Origin of the sequence: Zobellia roscoffensis, from assembly GCF_015330165.1 — a bacterium.
GTDB lineage: Bacteria > Bacteroidota > Bacteroidia > Flavobacteriales > Flavobacteriaceae > Zobellia > Zobellia roscoffensis.
In genome coordinates this window covers 4,708,998-4,727,703 of sequence record NZ_JADDXT010000002.1, presented here as the reverse complement: position 1 = coordinate 4,727,703, position 18,706 = coordinate 4,708,998, and the positions used below count along the sequence as shown (strand labels likewise).

The following is an 18,706-nucleotide window of genomic DNA, read 5'->3' as shown; positions in this document are numbered from 1 at the left end:
GATTATTTTGTTTTCAAAACCCAATTTCTAGCATTTACAAAAGCCTCTAGCCATGGCGAAACTACATCCGAGGAACCTTCTGGGTAATACGCCCAGTTCCAAGGAAAAATAGAGCGTTCAATATGCGGCATGGTAACCAAGTGACGACCGGTGGCATCACATAACATGGCTGTATTAAAATCACTTCCGTTGGGGTTGGCAGGGTAGCCTTCGTAACCGTATTTGGCAACAATGCCGTATTGGTCTTCATTATGTGGCAAACTGAATTTACCTTCGCCATGAGAAATCCATACGCCTAAAGTTGTGCCTGCTAAACTTGAAAGCATTACAGAATTATTTTCTTGAATTTTTACAGAAGTAAAATTACTCTCGTGTTTATGAGAATCGTTATAGGTTAACCTTCCGTGCGTTTCGTGTTCTGGGTTAATTAGGTCCAACTCCATAAACAACTGGCAACCGTTACAGATTCCGATAGATAGAGTGTCAGGTCTAGCAAAGAAATTTTTAAGGGCGGCGTTTGCTTTTTCGTTGTACTTAAAAGCACCGGCCCAGCCTTTGGCACTGCCCAGAACGTCCGAGTTTGAGAACCCGCCTACGGCACCAATGAACTGAATATCTTCAAGCGTTTCGCGACCGGAAATTAAATCGGTCATATGCACGTCTTTTACATCAAAACCGGCCAAATACATGGCATTGGCCATTTCGCGTTCAGAATTACTTCCTTTTTCACGTAGAATGGCAGCTTTGGGTCTGTTTCCGGTGTTTGATGGAATACTACTCAAATCAACGTTTTTAGGGAATTTATATTGAAGCGGTTGATTTTTATAGTTGTCAAAACGGTCTTTTGCCAAGTTATTGGCTGTTTGTTTGCTATCTAATAAATAGGAAGTTTTGAACCAAGTATCTCTTAAAGAATCTATATTCAGACCCATTTCCATTCCGCCGTTTTTGATTTTTAAAACGGTACCTGAAACTACATTTCCTATTTTTTTGAAATCAATGTTGAGGTCGACTAATTTTTGTTCTACTGAATCATCTTTTGCTTGAAAAACGATTCCTGAATTTTCAGAGAAAAGTAATTTAATAGTATCGGCTTCGCCTAAACTGGATAAATCAAATTCTGCAGATAAATTGATGTCGGCAAAACACATTTCTAACAAGGTAGTTATCAATCCACCTGAAGCAACATCGTGCCCAGCAACTATTTCGCCGTCTTTTATCAAGTTTTGAATAGCGTTGAAAACTGTCTTAAAGTAGCCTGCATCTTTAATAGTTGGTGCTTCCGTACCTATGGCATTACGAACCTGAGCGAAAGAAGAACCGCCTAATTTATAGCTGTCTTTTGATAGGTTGATGTAGTAAACCGAACCGCCTTTTTTCTTGAATACGGGCTCTACTACCTTGGTTATATCGTCACAATTTCCAGCAGCGGAAATAACAACTGTACCAGGAGCGATAACATCACCATCTTTATATTTTTGTTTCATGGAAAGGGAATCCTTTCCAGTGGGTACGTTTATTCCAAGAGCAATAGAAAAGTTGGAAACTGCTTCTACCGCTTCGTATAAACGGGCATCTTCACCTTCATTTTTACAAGGCCACATCCAGTTAGCAGAAAGCGAAACAGATTTTAAATTTTCTTTTAGCGGAGCCCAGATAAGGTTGGTTAAAGATTCCGCGATACTGTTCAAACTACCGGCAGCGGGGTCAATCAGCCCAGAGATAGGGGAGTGGCCAATACTGGTGGCAACACCTTCCTTTCCTTTAAAATCTAACGCCATAACACCACAATTATTCAACGGGAGTTGCAAAGGTCCGGCACATTGTTGTTTGGCAACACGGCCTCCCACACAACGGTCTACTTTGTTTGTTAACCAATCTTTAGAACCAACTGCTTCCAGTTGAAGTAATTGCTCTAAATAATCATGGAAAAACTCCAATGAATATTCAGGGTTAGTATAATTTCTTTGAACGGTAGTATCGGTCATTATAGTTTTTGGCGAACTACCGAACATATCCTCTAAATTCAAATCCATTGGTTTTTCACCGGTTGTAGCGGATTCAAAAGTAAATTTAAGGTCACCCGTTACATCACCCACTTCATACATAGGAGAACGCTCACGATCGGCAATACGGTGCAACAGATCAACATCTTCTTTACCGATAACCAAGCCCATACGTTCTTGGGATTCGTTACCGATGATTTCCTTGGCCGATAGGGTAGGGTCTCCCACAGGAAGTTTATCCAAGTCTATTTTTCCACCAGTGTCTTCTACCAATTCAGAAAGACAGTTAAGATGGCCACCCGCACCGTGATCATGGATCGAAACTATAGGGTTTACATCATTTTCTACCATACCACGAATGGCATTGGACGCTCTTTTCTGCATTTCCGGATTGGAACGTTGTATGGCGTTCAGTTCTATGGCAGAACTAAATGCACCTGTATCCGCACTGGAAACGGCGGCACCACCCATACCAATACGGTAGTTGTCACCACCTAAGATTACAATTTTATCACCATCTTTAGGTGTGTCTTTTAAAGCTTGCTCTGCTTTTCCGTACCCGATACCACCGGCTTGCATGATTACTTTATCAAAACCTAATTTTCTGGTATTTGTATTATCACTGTCTTTAGATTCGTCATGCTCAAAAGTCAATACGGAACCTGCAATAAGAGGTTGTCCAAATTTATTTCCAAAATCCGATGCACCATTAGATGCTTTTATAAGGATGTCCATTGGCGTTTGGTACAACCATTCTCTTTCTGGAAAAGCTTTTTCCCAAGGTCTGTCTTCTTCCAAACGGGAGTATGCTGTCATGTAAACAGCGGTTCCGGCCAATGGTAATGAACCTTTTCCACCGGCTAAACGGTCACGAATTTCACCACCGGAACCTGTTGCAGCGCCATTAAAAGGTTCTACCGTTGTTGGAAAATTGTGTGTTTCTGCTTTTAAGGAAATTACCGAATTAAATTCCGTTTCTTGGTAAAAATCGGGTTTATCGGCACTTTTTGGGGCAAATTGGGTCACTTTTGGCCCTTTTACGAAAGCTACGTTATCCTTATATGCAGATACAATATCGTTAGGAAACTCTTGTGACGTCTTCTTGATCAGTTTGAAGAGCGAAGACGGTTTTTCAACGCCATCGATTACAAAAGTACCGTTGAATATTTTATGGCGACAATGTTCTGAATTCACTTGGCTAAAACCAAAAACCTCGGAATCGGTCAGTTTTCTACCCAATTTTGTAGCGAGGTTTTCTAAGTAAGTTACCTCTTCGTCGCTTAAGGCTAAACCTTCTTGTTTGTTGTACTCGCCTATATTTTCTATGCCTTGAACAGCGACAGGCTTTACATCAACTTTAAAGATAGACTGAGATAAACCATTGAATTTTTCAGAAAGCATGGGGTCAAAATCGGTAAAGTCTTCGCTTGATGCTTTGAACTCTTCTATTCTGATGATGCTCTCAATACCCATGTTTTGGGTGATTTCTGTGGCGTTGGTACTCCATGGCGTAATCATTGCCGCCCTAGGGCCAACAAAAAAGGCGTCTATAGACGCCGTATTTATTTTTGGTAGGTTGCCGAACAACCACGTTAATTTATTTATGTTTTCCTGCGAAAGTTCTTCAACCGTTTGAACGGCATAAACTTTATTGGCTGCATCCCCGAAGAAGTGAATCATCTAGCTTGTAAATTGATAGGTTTGAGAAAGCGCAAATTTAGCCTTTAAAAGGCTCTTTTTAAAGGAGTATTACAAATTTTTCAAACTAAAAGTTAACAGCCTGTTGATTACTCGATAATCGAGATTAAATTCTTCTCGGTTTAGTACTAAATGAAAGTGAATTCATTCAATACTATCAATGGAACAAAGTTTAAAAACCTATGTTATGCAAATTGAATAACTAGCTTTTCTTTTCTAACAATGCCATATAAAACCCGTCAAAACCACTTTTTGAAGCGAAAATCTTCTTCTCTTTTACCAAACTGAAGTCCTTTCCTTCTTCAGATGCAAGAAATGAGGTCACTTGGTCATTGTTTTCCTGCGGAAGAATTGAGCAAGTCGCATAAACCATTTTTCCGCCTGGCTTTACTATTTTGCTATAGCTGCGAATGATATCATGCTGCGTTTTCGTAATTTTTTCAAGAAACTCGGGTTGCATTTTCCATTTACTGTCCGGGTTTCTACGTAACACCCCAATACCTGTACAAGGAGCATCTATCAAAACACGGTCTGCGCTACCGTATAACTTTTTAAATACTTTGGTAGAATCTATTTCACGGGTTTCAATATTATGAGCATTATTCCGTCTAGCACGTCTTTTTAACTCTTTTAACTTACTACCATAGATGTCCATGGAAATAAGCTGACCTTTATTTTCCATAAGCGCAGCCAAGTGAAGTGATTTTCCGCCGGCTCCGGCACAGGTATCTACTACACGTTGTCCTGGTTTTACATCCAGATATTCCGCTACAAGCTGAGACGAGGCATCTTGAACTTCAAAATAACCCTTCTTAAATGATTCGGTAACAAAAACATTGGCACGTTCTGGTAACCTAAGTGCACTGGCGTACCCTTTGATCGGTTCAACAACTATACCCTCATCAAGTAAAGCTTTACGAAGGGCTTCTTTGTTTGTATTTAAGGTGTTGGTTCGTAGAATTACTTCTGCTTGCTCGTTAAGTGCAGCACTTTCTTCGTTCCACAGTTTTTCGCCCAAAGCCTCCAAACAAATCTCATCTATCCAATCCGGAAGTGATTCGCGGAATTTTCTAATATTGGAAAGTTCATCAAATCGTCCTTTAATACGGCGTTCCGGGGTAGGTTCTATCTGTTTCCAATCCGGAAGTTTTATTCCTTTTAAAACAGCCCATACCGCCCACATTCTAAAAAGGTCCGGTCTGCTGAAAGGTGCCTTTACTTCGGCAATTTCAGAATACAGACGCTTGTAACGTACCATTTCATAAGTAGTTTCGGCAATAAAACCACGGTCGCGAGAACCCCAGCGTTTATCGAACTTTAGTACTTTCTGTACTACCTTATCGGCATATTCTCCTTCGTTAAAAATCAAGTTCAAGGCATCGATTACGGCGAAAACCAAGTTTCTATGTAGCTTCATTACAAAAAATTAAGGCTGCAAAGGTATTGTTTTGCTGTTGGATTACCTTTATTTTTGAGAAACTTTGTACGTATGCGATTTCTATTCCCTCTTTTGACTGCCATTCTTTTTATTTCTTGTGCTGAAAAGCAAAAAAATCAACCATTTACTTCCGTTGAAATTGAAACCATTTATGAAGATTCCGTAAGTATCCGTGCGATAGAGATTATGGGAAACAGTTTAGGGTATGCTGGCAGTAACGGTATATTTGGAAATGTGGATCTAGCTACGGGTAAGGTTAGGGAAAGTATACAAAAATATGATTCTATTACTCCGGAGTTTCGAGCTATTGCCCATACTTCGACGGATTTTTTTATGATATCTATTGCAAATCCGGCATTGTTATATAAAACAGGTGAAAACGGACAGATGGAATTGGTATATACCGAGGAAGACGATAGTGTTTTTTATGACGCTATGACTTTTTGGAACGATTCTGAGGGTATTGTGGTTGGAGATGCAATGAACGGTTGCTTAAGTATTCTGATAACCAGGGACGGGGGAAATACATGGAGTAAATTGCCGTGCGAACAACTTCCGAGGAGTGTAAGGGGAGAAGGGGCTTTTGCGGCTAGCAATACGAATATTAAAGTGCTGGGTGACAAAACTTGGATAGGGACAACTAAAAGTCGAGTTTATTTTTCGGGTGATAAAGGAAAAACATGGGAAATTCAAAACACTCCGGTGAGCTGTGATGTAGAGACCCAGGGCATTTTTTCAATCGATTTTTATGACGAAAATATAGGTTTTGTTATTGGAGGTGATTTCACAAAACCAGAAATCAATACGGCTAATAAGGCCATAACAACTGATGGAGGAAAAACTTGGCAGCTAGTAGCCGATGGTCAAAATCCGCAATACAAAAGTTGTGTTCAATTTGTTCCCGGATCCGATGGCAAAGGTCTTGTAGCCATTGGGTTTACAGGTGTCTCTTATTCAAACGATAGAGGAACTACTTGGAAACAACTGTCCGATGAATCCTTTTATACAATTCGTTTTCAGGATGAAAATGTGGCCTATGCCGCCGGGAAAAATAGAATGGCCAAACTGACCTTTAAGTAAAGTTAACATGTTTTAAGGCATGTTTTTATCGCTTTGGCCGCGCTGCTTTTGATGATATTTTCTAATGAGCTGGCGTTTAAATTCTTCTTCTGAACGTAAGAGTAAAAGTGTTTTCTTAGCTGTAATAACTCCTGAAGCTTTTTTGATGAAGTCCTTTCTAATATCTTCCTCTTGCTGTTCAAATTCAAGAAATAGCTCTATGATAGAATGCGCTTCTTTTTCTGAAAGTTTTTCAGATTCTTTTACCTTGTTACGAATCTGGTTGTGTTCTTTCTCTCTAAGAGCTCCACGTTTATCTTCGTATTCATTATAGATAGGCCAAAAAGCCTGCGCTTCTTTGCTACTCAAGTTTAAGCGTTCTGTTAGATAAGCGATTTTAAGGGACTTTATTTTGTCGTAATCATGGGATTTCTGAGCATAAAACTGCGCAGAGACTAATAAAAGTACCATGGTTACTATTATTTTTTTTAATCTATTCATTGTTTTCAAGATTTAATTCGTCAAAATAATCTGTGTTCTCATTTAGATAATCAAGCACGTTTTCGTCGCTAAAATTACTCTCGAACATATCTGTCATTTCAAGCTCACTTATGGGCATTACCTCTGCTATTTCATAGCTGGTAAGATCTAATTCATTTTGGTCAAAATAGTTTTCGATGTCTGATTGCGCCAAATCATCAAAACCAATTTCGTTTGTTTTGTTTAAATTCAAATTTAAAGCCAAGGCAACTACTAATATTGCAGCTACGGCCACTACTGCGTAATAATACTTCTTGTAAGGTTTTAACGGAATGACCTTGCTTTCTTGTTCTTCCTTTAATTTATTTAAAAGCCTGTCATTAAAAGAATCAAAGTAACCATCAGGAAGTTCAAAACCTTCCTTTTTAGGTATGGCGGTACCTTCGCTAGCGAGCTTTTCAAAAAGGTTTTTATCAAACTTTTCAAAATAACCTTCTGGGGCTTTAAACGGATTTTTTTTATCGAATGGCTTCATACGCTATACTGCTAAAGATATTCTTTTTGTTCTTTTAAATGTGCTTCAATCTTCTTGGTTGCCAGATGATAAGAGGCTTTTAGACCTCCGACCGATGTTTCAAGAATCTCTGAAATTTCTTCGTATTTAAGCTCTTGGAAGTATTTCATGTTGAAGACTAGTTTTTGCTTTTCTGGCAGGGTTGCTATGGCCTGCTGTAGCTTTAATTGTATTTCTTCACCTTCAAAATATACGTCCGCTTTAAGATTTTCGACTAAACGGTCTTGTAATTCTCCATCACTGACACCCATCATCCTGGATTTGCTTTTCAAAAATGAAAGCGCCTCGTTGGTAGCTATCCTATAGATCCAAGAATAGAGTTTACTATCTCCCTTAAAATTTGAAATGTTTTTGTAAACCTTTATAAAAGTATTCTGTAGCACATCATCTGCATCATCATGGTTTAACACAATTCTACGAATATGCCAGTATAGACGCTCTTTATAAGTATCTACCAATACCCCAAAAGCGCTGGCCTGCGTTTCTGTCTGTTGTAACTGATTTACTAAGGTTTCCTCTGCAATCAAATGGATTGGGCTTAAATTCTTATAGTTAAGACTATAAATTTAGCAAAAGGTTTAATTGCTTAGCCCAAAGATTGCATTTGCACTAGTTTTTTATAAGCGCCATCTTTAGCGATGAGTTCGTCGTGAGAACCTTGTTCTACTATTTCTCCTTTTTGAAGTACCACAATGGTATTGGCATTCTGAATGGTGGAAAGTCTATGGGCGATAACTATGGAAGTTCTATTGCGCATCATTTTCTCCAAAGCATCTTGTACCAGGCGTTCGCTCTCCGTATCTAGGGCAGAAGTGGCCTCGTCCAATATCATGATGGGAGGATTTTTTAATACCGCTCTTGCAATGGATAAACGTTGCTTTTGACCACCACTGAGTTTGTTGCCGCTGTCGCCAATATTGGTGTCATAGCCTTTAGGTAGGTCTGCTATAAAATCGTGGGCATTGGCAATTTTTGCCGCCTCTATTATTTCTTCCTTGGTAGCATTTTCTTTGCCCAAGGAAATATTGCTAGCTACGGTGTCATTAAATAAGATGCTATCTTGTGTAACAAGGCCAAGAAGACCTCTTAAAGACTTTTTGGATATGTCTTTGATGTTGTGACCGTCTATGGAAATCTCACCTTCATTAACGTCATAAAAACGGGTCACCAGGTTCGCAATCGTACTTTTTCCACTACCAGATTGCCCAACAAGCGCTACGGTTTCTCCTTTAGGAACTTTTAAATTGAAGTTTTTTAATACATATTCATCTTCATATTTAAAAGATATATTTTGAATTTCTAACCCTTTGTCAAAAGTTTCCTTGACCAAAGCATCTGGCTTGTCTACGATAGGGTTTTTCGTTTCAAGGATTTCTATGACCCGCTCTGCGGCAGCGTTTCCTTTTTTTACACTGTATGAAGCTTTGCTAATTGCTTTTGCAGGCGTTAAAATCTGATACGAAAGCGTCATGTAGGTAATGAATAGCCCAGGCTCCAAAGTCTGTTCTACAAGAACCATTTGCCCACCGTACCAAAGGATAACACCAATTGCGGCAATACCAAAGAACTCACTTGTAGGTGAAGCTAAGTTTTGTCTGTTGAGTAGGCTATTGGAGAAATTAAAAAATCTTTTGGTGGAGGCTTGAAATGTTTTTGAAAACCTAGATTCTGCATTAAAAGCTTTTATAACCCGTAAACCACCTAAGGTCTCTTCTAAGATAGATAAGAAAAAGCCTTGTTCTTTTTGAACCTTGGCGGATTTTCTTTTCAGCGATTTTCCTATTAATGAAATTAAAAAACCAGAAAGCGGAAGGAACAAAAATACAAATAGTGTTAGTTTAGGACTTATGGATAACATGGCTATAATAGTGAATAGTATAGTCAATGGTTCTCTAACGATAAGCTCTAATATGGATAAAAAGGAATGTTGAATTTCTAGTACATCCGAAGTAATACGGGCAATAGTGTCCCCTTTTCTCTTTTCCGAATAGTATGAAATGGGCAATTCTACTGTTTTGTCATACAGTTCATTCCGTAAATCTTTAAGTACCCCGTTACGCAAAAAAGTAATAAAGTACATGGCGAGGTAATTAAATACGTTCTTCATGAAGAACATACTAATAATTAGAATTACCATTAGCATGAGGACATCGCCGGCATCGCCTTGCTGACTTCTTTCGGTAACGAAAAAATTTAGGTATTCCGTAATATAGTCCTTGGCACTAGACAGTCCTTTCCATTCCGGCTTTACGTAAAGCGGTTCAGTTTTATTGAAAAGGACCGTTAACATAGGGAACAACGAAATCATTGCCAATGTTGAAAACAAGGCATAGAGAATGTTCGATATAATATTTAAAAATGCAAATAATTTATACGGCTTTGCAAACCGAAGGATTTTTTTGAAATACTCCATTAACCGAGATTAAGTTCTCTAAGAATATCCTGGATTTTATTATCCAATTCTTTAGAGACTTTTTTGAAATCTTCTGCTTTTTCCAATTTTGTATTTGTACTGATATAAAATTTCACCTTAGGCTCGGTTCCACTTGGCCTTGCAGCAATTCGTGTGCCGTCTTCAGTTTCGTATATTAATACATTGGATTTTGGGATATCGATAGCTTTCTCTTCACCTGTAAGCACATTTTTAGCGATAGAAGTGTTGTAGTCTTCAATCCATTTTACTTTAGAACCAGCAACAGAAGAAACAGGGTTCTCTTTAAAGTCTATTAGCATTTGTTTGATTTCCTCGGCTCCGCTCATTCCCTTTTTAGTAATGGAAATCAGTTTTTCTTTATAGAAACCATAATCAACATAGCAGTCGATCAACTTTTTGTAAAAAGAACTACCATCTGCTTTAGCCTGAGCAGCAATTTCACAAGCTAGTAGGGTAGAGGTAACGGCGTCTTTGTCACGAACAAAATCACCTACCATATAACCAAAACTTTCTTCGCCACCACCAACAAAATTGGATTCCGGGAAGTCTTTTATCATTTTTCCAATCCATTTAAAGCCAGTAAGTGCTGTTTTGAATTCAATACCATAAGCTTTTGCCATAGCCTCCATCATAGGGGTTGAAACAATAGTAGTAGCGATAAATTCATTGCCTTTAAAACCTTTTTCTTTTTGCTTTTCCAAAAGAAATTTGGTCATTAAAATCATGGCTTGGTTACCATTTACTATTTCCATTTCTCCGTCAAGGTTACGAACGGCAATACCCAAACGGTCACTATCCGGGTCGGTACCTACAACCATATCAGCTCCTATTTCCTCGGCTTTTGCAACTGCCATTGAAAGAGCTTCTGGCTCTTCAGGGTTTGGAGATTTCACCGTTGGGAAGTCACCATCAGGTTTGGCCTGCTCTTCAATAATGGTTACATTTTTGTAATCGGCTCTTTTTAACACTTCTGGAATAGCAGTAATGGATGTACCGTGAAGCGAAGTAAAAACAATTTGAAAATCATCTTTACCTGCAGCGTTAAAGTTTCCATTAGCTACCGATTCTGTTATGAAAGCTTCATCAACTTCTTTGTCAATAGTTTCAATTAGACTATCATTGGCCTCGAACTTAATGTCCTCAAAAGAAAGCGAATTGATTTCTGATATAATCTCACCATCTTGCGGTGGAACAATTTGTCCGCCGTCGGTCCAATATACTTTATAGCCATTATACTCTGGCGGGTTGTGAGAAGCAGTAAGGACTATACCAGCGTGGCAACCTAAATGTCTAACGGCAAAAGATAATTCTGGAGTGGTGCGTAATTCAGAAAAAAGAAAAACTTTGATTCCGTTTGCAGAAAGTACTTCAGCTACGGTTCTTGCCAAGGTGTCGCTATTGTGACGACAATCAAACGCGATAACTACTTTTATTTCTTCGTTACTGTATGTTTTTTTAAGGTAATTGCTTAAACCTTGAGTGCTTTTACCTAAAGTGTATTTATTGATTCTATTGGTGCCAACACCCATTACACCTCGCATGCCGCCGGTTCCAAATTCCATATTCTTGTAGAATCTGTCCTTTAGCTCTTCAGTATCGTTATCAATTAGGTGTTGAACTTCTTTTTTTACTTCTGGGTCAAAAAAATCGGTCAACCAAGTTTTGGCAGTATTTAGAATGGCATCCATAGTAGTGTCTGTGTTATATGTGTTATTTAGCGCTTAAACTTACGAAGAATATTCTTTTGCTTTTGACTCCGGGCCTATTTCTTCGGAAATGGTATAACGTGTTTCGTTTTTTCGTGATCTTATCAAAATTTCGCCTAAAAATCCAGCTAAAAATAATTGAGTACCAATTATCATTGCGGTAAGTGCAATGAAAAATTGTGGGCGATCAGTTATTAATCTTCCATATGGGTTGATAAATAGCTTATCTACACCTAAATAGATGGCAAATCCAAAGCCTATAATGAACATGAGAACACCCAATGCACCAAATAAATGCATAGGCTGACGACCAAATTTAGATACAAACCAAATGGTCAACAAGTCTAGAAAACCGTTTATAAAACGTTCCATTCCAAATTTAGTGTGTCCATATTTACGTGCCTGGTGTTTTACAACTTTTTCTCCAATATTGCTGTAACCAGCGTTTTTAGCCAAAACTGGAATATATCTGTGCATTTCACCAGATACCTCAATGGTTTTGATGACTTTTTTATCGAAAGCCTTGAGGCCACAATTAAAATCATGTAGTTTTACACCAGAAGTCTTTCTTGCCGCCCAATTAAACAATTTGGAAGGCATATTTTTAGAAAGTACCGAATCAAATCTTTTTTTCTTCCAACCCGAAACTAAATCGTACTTATCTTCTTTTATTAATCGGTACAATTCAGGAATTTCTTCAGGATCATCTTGAAGGTCGGCATCCATAGTAATAACTACATTGCCTTTTGCTGCTTTAAAACCAGCGTGTAGCGCTTGAGATTTTCCGAAATTAGTTCTGAATCGCAGCCCGTTTACACTAGGGTTTGACTCAGAGAGTGCTGTAATTATTTTCCAAGAATCATCGGTACTACCATCATCTATGAAAATAATCTCATAAGTGAAATTGTTGGAACGCATAACGTTTACAATCCACTCATGAAGCTCTTTTAGAGATTCTTCTTCGTTAAGTAAGGGTATAATTATGGACAGATCCATTCACAGTTTCTATAAAGTCTGACCAAAAATACAATTTTGATCTTGAAGTCATTTAAACTTTTATGCTATAACGCTTCTTTCTTTAGTGTAGACTTCCTCTGGTTTATAGAAAATACAATGTTGTTTAATGGTAAAGTGTTGATAGTTAAAAAATTATATAATAAAAAATAAGTCAATAGGAACGAAGGTCTAATATGCAGGTTTGTCTTTTTTTAGGATTAGACCTGTAATAACACCAACCACCAGGCCAATAAGGATGTTCATGACCAAAATTATGGGGTAAGTCATCCAAGAGAACGACTTCTGCATTTCTATACCTTGGTCAATTTGTTCTTCCGTAAGTTTAGGATTGTCTATTAAAGCTTGCTGTTTTCCAATTTCATACATATTATCCATGAAATCAGGTTCTATAAAATTAGAGAAGATGTAAAAATAGAGTATGCCTAAAAGACCTGCAATAAGGGCGACTCCTGCACCAACTTTTAAAGCTTCGGAAATTGTTAGGAAGTTAGAATTTGCCTTTTTAAATTGATAAATGCCCAATACAATACCGGCAACTAAAATTAACGTTTGTGTACCTTGCACGGCAAAGCCACGTTCATAGTGCATATCCATCGTGTAGAGCATAATGCCAAAGGCAATGCCAACAGCGCCTACTAGTAGTCCGTAATTAAGAGAAAACTTTCCCGTTTGAGCTTGAGTATCTTCCATCTTATCTATAGTCTTTTTGGTTGTTTTCAAAGTTAGTACTAGTTTTTGTTACTTTGTTACAGATAAAAATATCTTTTTTCTTTCTTTTTTTACAATTAGATTGCGAATTCAGGAAAATTAACTAAATTTGCAGCCTTAAAATGAGTGCCTGTCGGAATGGGTGCGTTAAATTTTATTTATAATGAAGAAAGATATACATCCAGAAAATTATAGATTAGTTGCTTTTAAAGACATGTCTAACGACGAAGTTTTTTTAACTAAATCTACAGCAGTTACCAAAGAAACTATAGAAGTTGAAGGTGTTGAATACCCAGTGGTAAAATTAGAAATTTCAAGAACATCTCACCCGTTTTATACTGGTAAGGCTAAACTTCTTGATACTGCCGGACGTATTGATAAGTTCAAAAGCAAATACGACAAGTTCAAGAAGAAACCTGCAGCAGCTAAAGCTGATAAAGAAGAAAAATAAATTCTTGTTTAAGATATTTAGAAAGCCTCCACAATTGTCGGAGGCTTTTTTAGTTTATAATCTTACCTATATTTCTATGGGTGAACAAATGGATTAAAAAAAGAGAATACCTACTTTAGCATAAAATTGCCAGCCATGAACTATATTCTTTTTGACGGTACGGTACGGGATAACCTGCTGCCTTTCACTTTTACACGGCCTGTTGCGGATATCCGTGTGGGTATATTAACGATACGTGAAAAATGGGAAAAGTATCTCGGAAACACTACTACGACCATAACGGAGGAGTATCTGTCCGAAAAATTTCCTATGGTAGAAATGGAAGAAAATGTATTGATTAATGCGTCCTATTTGCCAAATCAGAAATTGGTAGACCTTGTTCAGGATTTAAAAGAGAACGAAGCCATTTTTAAAGGAGATGAAGTCATTGCTTTTTTTACGAATGAAAGCCAGGAAGAGGTGGATTTTTCTTCATATAAGCAAATTGAGTTTGATGATGACCTAATCCAAATAGTGAATACGTGGGATATTTTTTCAAAAAATGGAGAAGCTATCCAGGCAGATTTTGATTTCATAACCGAAGGGAGAAAAAGTGCCCCTATCCCTAAGAGTAATACCTTGATCCATCCAGAACGTATTTTTATGGAGGAAGGGGCTCGAGTTGAGCATAGTATCTTGAATGCAACGGATGGTCCTATTTATTTGGGTAAAAATTCAGAAGTTTGGGAAGGAAACCTTATTCGTGGCGCTTTTGCTTTGTGTGATAATGCCGTGGTGAAAATGGGAGCTAAAATATATGGGGCCACAACAATAGGTCCTTATGGCAAGGTTTGTGGGGAAATTAGTAACTCTGTTATTTTTGGTTATTCAAGTAAAGGGCATGAGGGGTATTTAGGAAATGCCGTTTTGGGCGAATGGTGTAATATTGGTGCGGATTCTAATAACTCCAACCTTAAAAATAATTATGCAAAAGTTCGTTTGTGGAACTATGCTACGGAAAGTTTTGAACAAACAGGTTTGCAATTTTGTGGACTAATGATGGGAGACCACAGTAAGACTGCAATAAACACCATGTTTAATACGGGTACAGTAATTGGAGTGAATTGTAATATTTATGTTCCTGGCTTTCCACGTAATTTTGTACCAAGTTTTAGTTGGGGTGGTGCCTCAGGCTTTTCTACGTATAGCACATCAAAAGCATTTGATGCTGCCAAGGTAATGATGGCAAGAAGAAATATGGAGTTTGATGATCAAGAAGCTCGGATTTTGGAACATGTTTTTGAGTTAACCAAAAAGTGGAGGAACTATTAATTTTCACTCAATAATGGAGATTAAATACTCCAAGGCTTGCCTTATAATCAAAGTATGTTCCTTGTGGACTTGTTCTAAGGTAGATTACAATTTGTTTTGAGAGGCTGCTAATCTCTTGAGAATCTCTACGATTTTTTTCGCATTTTCAATTGTAGGTGCTTCAATTTCAATTTTGTTTTCATAATTCTGGACTTTGCCGTCTTCATAAACCTTTACTAACTTTTCGCCAGATTTGGTGCCAATTTCTGCCCAGACCCTTTTTCCTGACACCTTAACCTTGCTGTTTTGTTTGTTCAGGTCTTGGGCGCTGAATTCAAAAACATTTTCAATAGTTTTTTTGGAGGTAGAGAGTACTTTAATAAATCTAAAAGTACTGGTTTCGGTTTCTAAAAGTTCTATTTGTTGTTCGTGTTGAAGGTTGTCATTATATACAGGTTTTATTTCATTGCTAAGTAATGATAACGCATCTTCTAAACTTGTTTCAGGAGCTTCAGTTTCTTCTATCTCGTTTTCATAGTGCTCAATCAAGAACTTCAGTGCTTCTTTGCCAATTATGGCGTCATCATAAGAATTGAAATAAACAAAAAGTTGTTTTTCGTAGTTTTTGGCTTCACCGTTCCGGGAGTGGCCAATGTAATAAGCACCTTTATTTGTATTCAATACTAGGTAAAGTCTGGTTTTCTTGTCTTTAAAACTAATTCCATTTTGATTAATATCGGTTAGGTTAAAGAAGTTTAAATGTTCTTCATTTTTGTCCGATACCGTTTCTTTTAAAGAAAAAGTGGCCATATTTTCCTCTAAGGCTATATTTTGTGTTGTTGTTCTTCCGTCTGACTCTATGGCATCAATGTGTTTGTTTAGAAAACTCAGTGCATTTTCAACAGAGCTAATGTCAGGTTTAGAAGAATTAAATTCAGTTTCGGCTAATGGAACAACTCCTTTCAAGACTTTATGAATGTTTTTTCCGTTTGCCAAAGAACTGGCGTAAAAAAGAACCTTATCAGTATACCCTTTCAGAATATCTTCGCTAAAGTGTTTTATGCCTGCAATACCTCTTTTAGTTCCTATTTCAATAAGAAATTCATCACCTGAAATTTTATAGTTTACCGAGTTAGGGTTTAATAGAGATAGATTGAATTCAAAACGTTCTTTTTTAGAACCAGGAACTTGCTCTAATACTACGAAACCAGGTATTTGCGTATCTGTAGTAATTTGTTGGGTTATTTGCTGCTTTGGTAAGCTCACATTGCCAATATTGTTTTTTAGCCATTGCAAATGTTCAGGGTAAGAGTTCAAAACAAGTAAGCTTTCATCAAGCTCATTTGCTATAGGAATGGCATCTTCAATGGCATTCTCTAGGTCGCGACCGTTATCCGCATTTAAACCATACATGGTAAGGCTTGGTAAATAAACGACCTTGTCTCCTCCGTCTGTTGTTCTTTTGATTAGTTTCTGTTTTCCTTTAACCGTAAGCTCAATGAGAATAACATCTCGCTTTGTAAAAGACCGAACTGAGTTTTTGTTTACATCAGACAGGGCAAATGAGTATGAGGTTACTACCTCGTTTCCTTTACTATTCACTTCGTTAACGGTAAAATCATAATAACCGGGAGAAGTGGTTTTTAGTACTTGGTTAAAAGTTAATTTGTTAGCTTCCACAGAAGTCAATAACTCTTGAATGGCCGAGATTTTCTGTTGTAAAGCAGCTTCTTGTGCAAGCATAGTTTTTGAAGAGAAGAGCGATAGAAGCAAAAAGGTAATCGTAAGGTGATAATATATATTTTTAAGAGTAAGAATCACAATGATGGTTGGTTTTCAGGTGTTAGTGGCTAGTTGTTCTGTAAAAAGCTTAGAAACAGGCATTTTTATTTTCGTCCAAATATAGAATATTTGAGTAAGAGCAGCAGGTAGAGATGTGTTTTTTAATACGTTAATAAATTGATACCCTAGATGTTTGCAATGGGCTAGGTACAAGTTTGTATATTTGCATTCTCTAAAAATTATAGCATCAATTGAATACGAAAGCGGAAAGAGATAAGAATATGAAAAAGAAAGTAGCCTTCTATACATTGGGTTGTAAACTCAACTTTTCCGAAACATCTACCATTGCCAGAGGTTTTCAGGAAGATGGTTTTGATCGAGTAGATTTCTCTGAGCATGCAGATATGTATGTTATTAATACGTGTTCCGTAACTGAAAATGCGGACAAAAGGTTTAAAACCATTGTGAAGCAAGCTCAGAAAATAAATCCTGAAGCTTTTGTGGCGGCTATTGGTTGTTACGCACAGTTAAAACCTGAAGAACTAGCTGCTGTAGATGGTGTTGATTTGGTGTTGGGTGCTACAGAGAAATTTAAGATTACAGATTATATTAATGACTTGACCAAAAACGATTTTGGAGAGGTTCATTCTTGTGAGATAGAGGATGCAGATTTTTATGTTGGTAGTTATGCTATTGGTGATCGTACGCGCGCCTTTCTAAAGGTTCAAGATGGATGTGATTATAAGTGTACCTATTGTACTATTCCTTTGGCAAGAGGTATCTCTAGGAGTGATACGTTACAGAATGTGTTAGATAATGCTGCCGAGATTTCTGCAAAGGGAATAAAGGAGATTGTATTAACTGGTGTAAATATTGGGGACTACGGCAAAGGTGAATTTGGTAACAAGAAGCATGAACATACATTTTTAGATTTAGTAAAGGCTTTAGATGATGTGGCAGGTATACACCGCCTTCGCATATCTTCTATAGAGCCCAATCTGTTAAAGAATGAAACTATAGATTTTGTCTCTAAGAGCAATTCGTTTGTTCCACATTTTCATATTCCACTGCAAAGCGGTAGTGATATTATTTTAAAGTTGATGCGTCGCAGATATATGAGCGGTTTGTATGTTGATAGAGTTGCTAGAATAAAGGAAACCATGCCTGATGCCTGTATAGGTGTTGATGTTATTGTTGGTTTTCCTGGTGAAACGGATGAACATTTTTTGGAGACTTATCATTTCTTGAATGAACTAGATATATCTTATCTACACGTTTTTACCTATTCTGAACGAGATAATACGGCCGCTGCAGAAATGGAAGGTGTTGTTTCTAAACAGATAAGAAACAAGCGTAGTAAAATGCTACGCGGACTTTCCGTTAAAAAGAGAAGGGCTTTTTATGAAGGTCAATTAGGAAAGACGCATCAAGTACTTTTTGAAGGAGAGAATAAAGAAGGATATATTCATGGGTTTACCAGTAATTACGTAAAAGTAAAAGCACCTTGGAATCCTGAGTTGGTTAATACCTTGTATAATGTAGAATTGAAGGAAATAGATGAAGATGGACTGGTGCGTTTTGATTTCCAACAAGATATTATAAAAATTTAGTGCAAAAAAAATCCCGCTAGTTGCGGGATTCATCTTCAAAAAAACTCTGAAATTCGGTTAGATTCTAATGCCTACGGGCAACATCTCTTTGTACTGTCTGTTTTTGCGTAAAAAACCGGCAATTTGAGGACTCGTAGGGACTACTCTAAGATTCTGCTCCTGAATGTGGTGAAGAACCGACTTAATAAAATCTTCTTTGAAACCCTCTTTAGTGATTTCTTCAGGCACTACTAATTTTGTTAGAAATACTTTGCGTTCTTGCGAAGAATACTCGATCTTGGCTAAAATACCTTCAATCGTAGTTTCGAATTGACGCAAGAAACTGTTGTCAATAATTTCTACTTCATTCATATAGTTTGATTTTAGATGACGGCAAGAGGTAAGAAAATCACGGTGTTCTCAAATCGTAATTTTATATACTTTTGCTCAGATTTGTATAAACAATGGAATTCC

15 protein-coding genes are annotated in these 18,706 nt (G+C 37.4%); 4 read left to right on the top strand and 11 right to left on the bottom strand.

Annotation, left to right across the window (positions count from 1 at the left end; genetic code table 11):
• Positions 1 to 2: 2 nt before the first annotated feature.
• Together purL and IWC72_RS19250 are read right to left on the bottom strand one after the other, a co-directional pair.
• Entirely contained in the window at positions 3 to 3,686 is a 3,684-nt protein-coding gene (purL, locus tag IWC72_RS19255) for a phosphoribosylformylglycinamidine synthase (protein WP_194530907.1), read from the bottom strand.
• Positions 3,687 to 3,906: 220 nt separating this feature from the next.
• Positions 3,907 to 5,121 (bottom strand): RsmB/NOP family class I SAM-dependent RNA methyltransferase, encoded by a 1,215-nt coding sequence (locus IWC72_RS19250; RefSeq protein ID WP_194530906.1) that lies wholly within the window; start codon positions 5,119 to 5,121, stop codon positions 3,907 to 3,909.
• Between the two features lie 72 nt (positions 5,122 to 5,193).
• Between IWC72_RS19250 and IWC72_RS19245 the strand changes: the two genes are divergently transcribed.
• Positions 5,194 to 6,222 (top strand): WD40/YVTN/BNR-like repeat-containing protein, encoded by a 1,029-nt coding sequence (locus IWC72_RS19245; RefSeq protein WP_194530905.1) that lies wholly within the window; start codon positions 5,194 to 5,196, stop codon positions 6,220 to 6,222.
• A gap of 12 nt (positions 6,223 to 6,234) precedes the next feature.
• On the opposite strand, the gene IWC72_RS19240 is transcribed toward IWC72_RS19245, so the two are convergent.
• The 7 genes from IWC72_RS19240 to IWC72_RS19210 all read right to left on the bottom strand — a co-directional run bounded on the left by IWC72_RS19240 (position 6,235) and on the right by IWC72_RS19210 (position 13,132).
• Positions 6,235 to 6,702, bottom strand: a complete 468-nt coding sequence (locus tag IWC72_RS19240; RefSeq protein ID WP_194527794.1) for a hypothetical protein — start codon at positions 6,700 to 6,702, stop codon at positions 6,235 to 6,237.
• On the bottom strand, positions 6,695 to 7,216 hold the full coding sequence (locus IWC72_RS19235; protein WP_194527793.1) for a hypothetical protein: 522 nt from the start codon (positions 7,214 to 7,216) through the stop codon (positions 6,695 to 6,697). Before IWC72_RS19235 ends, IWC72_RS19240 begins: the two co-directional genes overlap by 8 nt.
• Before the next feature lie 11 nt (positions 7,217 to 7,227).
• Positions 7,228 to 7,782 carry an RNA polymerase sigma factor gene (locus IWC72_RS19230; protein WP_194527792.1) on the bottom strand — a complete coding sequence of 185 codons (555 nt, stop codon included), beginning with the start codon at positions 7,780 to 7,782 and terminating at the stop codon, positions 7,228 to 7,230.
• A gap of 59 nt (positions 7,783 to 7,841) precedes the next feature.
• Positions 7,842 to 9,668, bottom strand: a complete 1,827-nt coding sequence (locus IWC72_RS19225) for an ABC transporter ATP-binding protein (RefSeq protein WP_194530904.1) — start codon at positions 9,666 to 9,668, stop codon at positions 7,842 to 7,844.
• Complete coding sequence (locus IWC72_RS19220; protein WP_194527790.1) at positions 9,668 to 11,377, bottom strand: phospho-sugar mutase; 1,710 nt, start codon at positions 11,375 to 11,377, stop codon at positions 9,668 to 9,670. Before IWC72_RS19220 ends, IWC72_RS19225 begins: the two co-directional genes overlap by 1 nt.
• A gap of 39 nt (positions 11,378 to 11,416) precedes the next feature.
• Complete coding sequence (locus IWC72_RS19215; protein WP_194530903.1) at positions 11,417 to 12,391, bottom strand: glycosyltransferase family 2 protein; 975 nt, start codon at positions 12,389 to 12,391, stop codon at positions 11,417 to 11,419.
• Positions 12,392 to 12,580: 189 nt separating this feature from the next.
• The gene (locus IWC72_RS19210; protein WP_226968092.1) at positions 12,581 to 13,132 is read right to left on the bottom strand and encodes a DUF4199 domain-containing protein; all 552 of its coding nucleotides are present in this window, start codon (positions 13,130 to 13,132) and stop codon (positions 12,581 to 12,583) included.
• A 151-nt stretch (positions 13,133 to 13,283) separates the two neighbouring features.
• Between IWC72_RS19210 and IWC72_RS19205 the strand changes: the two genes are divergently transcribed.
• Both IWC72_RS19205 and IWC72_RS19200 read left to right on the top strand, forming a co-directional pair.
• The gene (locus IWC72_RS19205) at positions 13,284 to 13,571 is read left to right on the top strand and encodes a type B 50S ribosomal protein L31 (RefSeq protein WP_194527788.1); all 288 of its coding nucleotides are present in this window, start codon (positions 13,284 to 13,286) and stop codon (positions 13,569 to 13,571) included.
• 135 nt (positions 13,572 to 13,706) lie between these two features.
• Positions 13,707 to 14,882: a GlmU family protein gene (locus IWC72_RS19200; RefSeq protein ID WP_194530902.1), complete on the top strand. Its 1,176-nt coding sequence runs from the start codon at positions 13,707 to 13,709 to the stop codon at positions 14,880 to 14,882.
• 84 nt (positions 14,883 to 14,966) lie between these two features.
• Here IWC72_RS19200 and IWC72_RS19195 read toward each other — a convergent pair whose 3' ends face one another.
• The gene (locus tag IWC72_RS19195) at positions 14,967 to 16,604 is read right to left on the bottom strand and encodes a hypothetical protein (RefSeq protein ID WP_194530901.1); all 1,638 of its coding nucleotides are present in this window, start codon (positions 16,602 to 16,604) and stop codon (positions 14,967 to 14,969) included.
• Between the two features lie 320 nt (positions 16,605 to 16,924).
• Here IWC72_RS19195 and mtaB point away from each other — a divergent pair, with 320 nt between their 5' ends.
• On the top strand, positions 16,925 to 18,253 hold the full coding sequence (gene mtaB / locus IWC72_RS19190) for a tRNA (N(6)-L-threonylcarbamoyladenosine(37)-C(2))-methylthiotransferase MtaB (protein WP_194530900.1): 1,329 nt from the start codon (positions 16,925 to 16,927) through the stop codon (positions 18,251 to 18,253).
• A gap of 57 nt (positions 18,254 to 18,310) precedes the next feature.
• Here the strand turns inward: mtaB and IWC72_RS19185 are convergent, their stop codons facing one another.
• A complete protein-coding gene (locus IWC72_RS19185) occupies positions 18,311 to 18,604 on the bottom strand; it encodes a GNAT family N-acetyltransferase (RefSeq protein ID WP_194527784.1) in 294 nt (97 codons plus the stop codon).
• Positions 18,605 to 18,706 lie beyond the last annotated feature (102 nt).

Coding starts and splice junctions, on each gene's coding strand:
- IWC72_RS19240 (WP_194527794.1), bottom strand. CDS start 6,702: ATGAATAGATTAAAAAAAATAATAGTAACCATGGTACTTTTATTAGTC.
- IWC72_RS19205 (WP_194527788.1), top strand. CDS start 13,284: ATGAAGAAAGATATACATCCAGAAAATTATAGATTAGTTGCTTTTAAA.
- IWC72_RS19220 (WP_194527790.1), bottom strand. CDS start 11,377: ATGGATGCCATTCTAAATACTGCCAAAACTTGGTTGACCGATTTTTTT.
- IWC72_RS19200 (WP_194530902.1), top strand. CDS start 13,707: ATGAACTATATTCTTTTTGACGGTACGGTACGGGATAACCTGCTGCCT.
- IWC72_RS19215 (WP_194530903.1), bottom strand. CDS start 12,391: ATGGATCTGTCCATAATTATACCCTTACTTAACGAAGAAGAATCTCTA.
- IWC72_RS19235 (WP_194527793.1), bottom strand. CDS start 7,216: ATGAAGCCATTCGATAAAAAAAATCCGTTTAAAGCCCCAGAAGGTTAT.
- IWC72_RS19250 (WP_194530906.1), bottom strand. CDS start 5,121: ATGAAGCTACATAGAAACTTGGTTTTCGCCGTAATCGATGCCTTGAAC.
- IWC72_RS19185 (WP_194527784.1), bottom strand. CDS start 18,604: ATGAATGAAGTAGAAATTATTGACAACAGTTTCTTGCGTCAATTCGAA.
- purL (WP_194530907.1), bottom strand. CDS start 3,686: ATGATTCACTTCTTCGGGGATGCAGCCAATAAAGTTTATGCCGTTCAA.
- IWC72_RS19225 (WP_194530904.1), bottom strand. CDS start 9,668: ATGGAGTATTTCAAAAAAATCCTTCGGTTTGCAAAGCCGTATAAATTA.
- mtaB (WP_194530900.1), top strand. CDS start 16,925: ATGAAAAAGAAAGTAGCCTTCTATACATTGGGTTGTAAACTCAACTTT.
- IWC72_RS19195 (WP_194530901.1), bottom strand. CDS start 16,604: ATGCTTGCACAAGAAGCTGCTTTACAACAGAAAATCTCGGCCATTCAA.
- IWC72_RS19245 (WP_194530905.1), top strand. CDS start 5,194: ATGCGATTTCTATTCCCTCTTTTGACTGCCATTCTTTTTATTTCTTGT.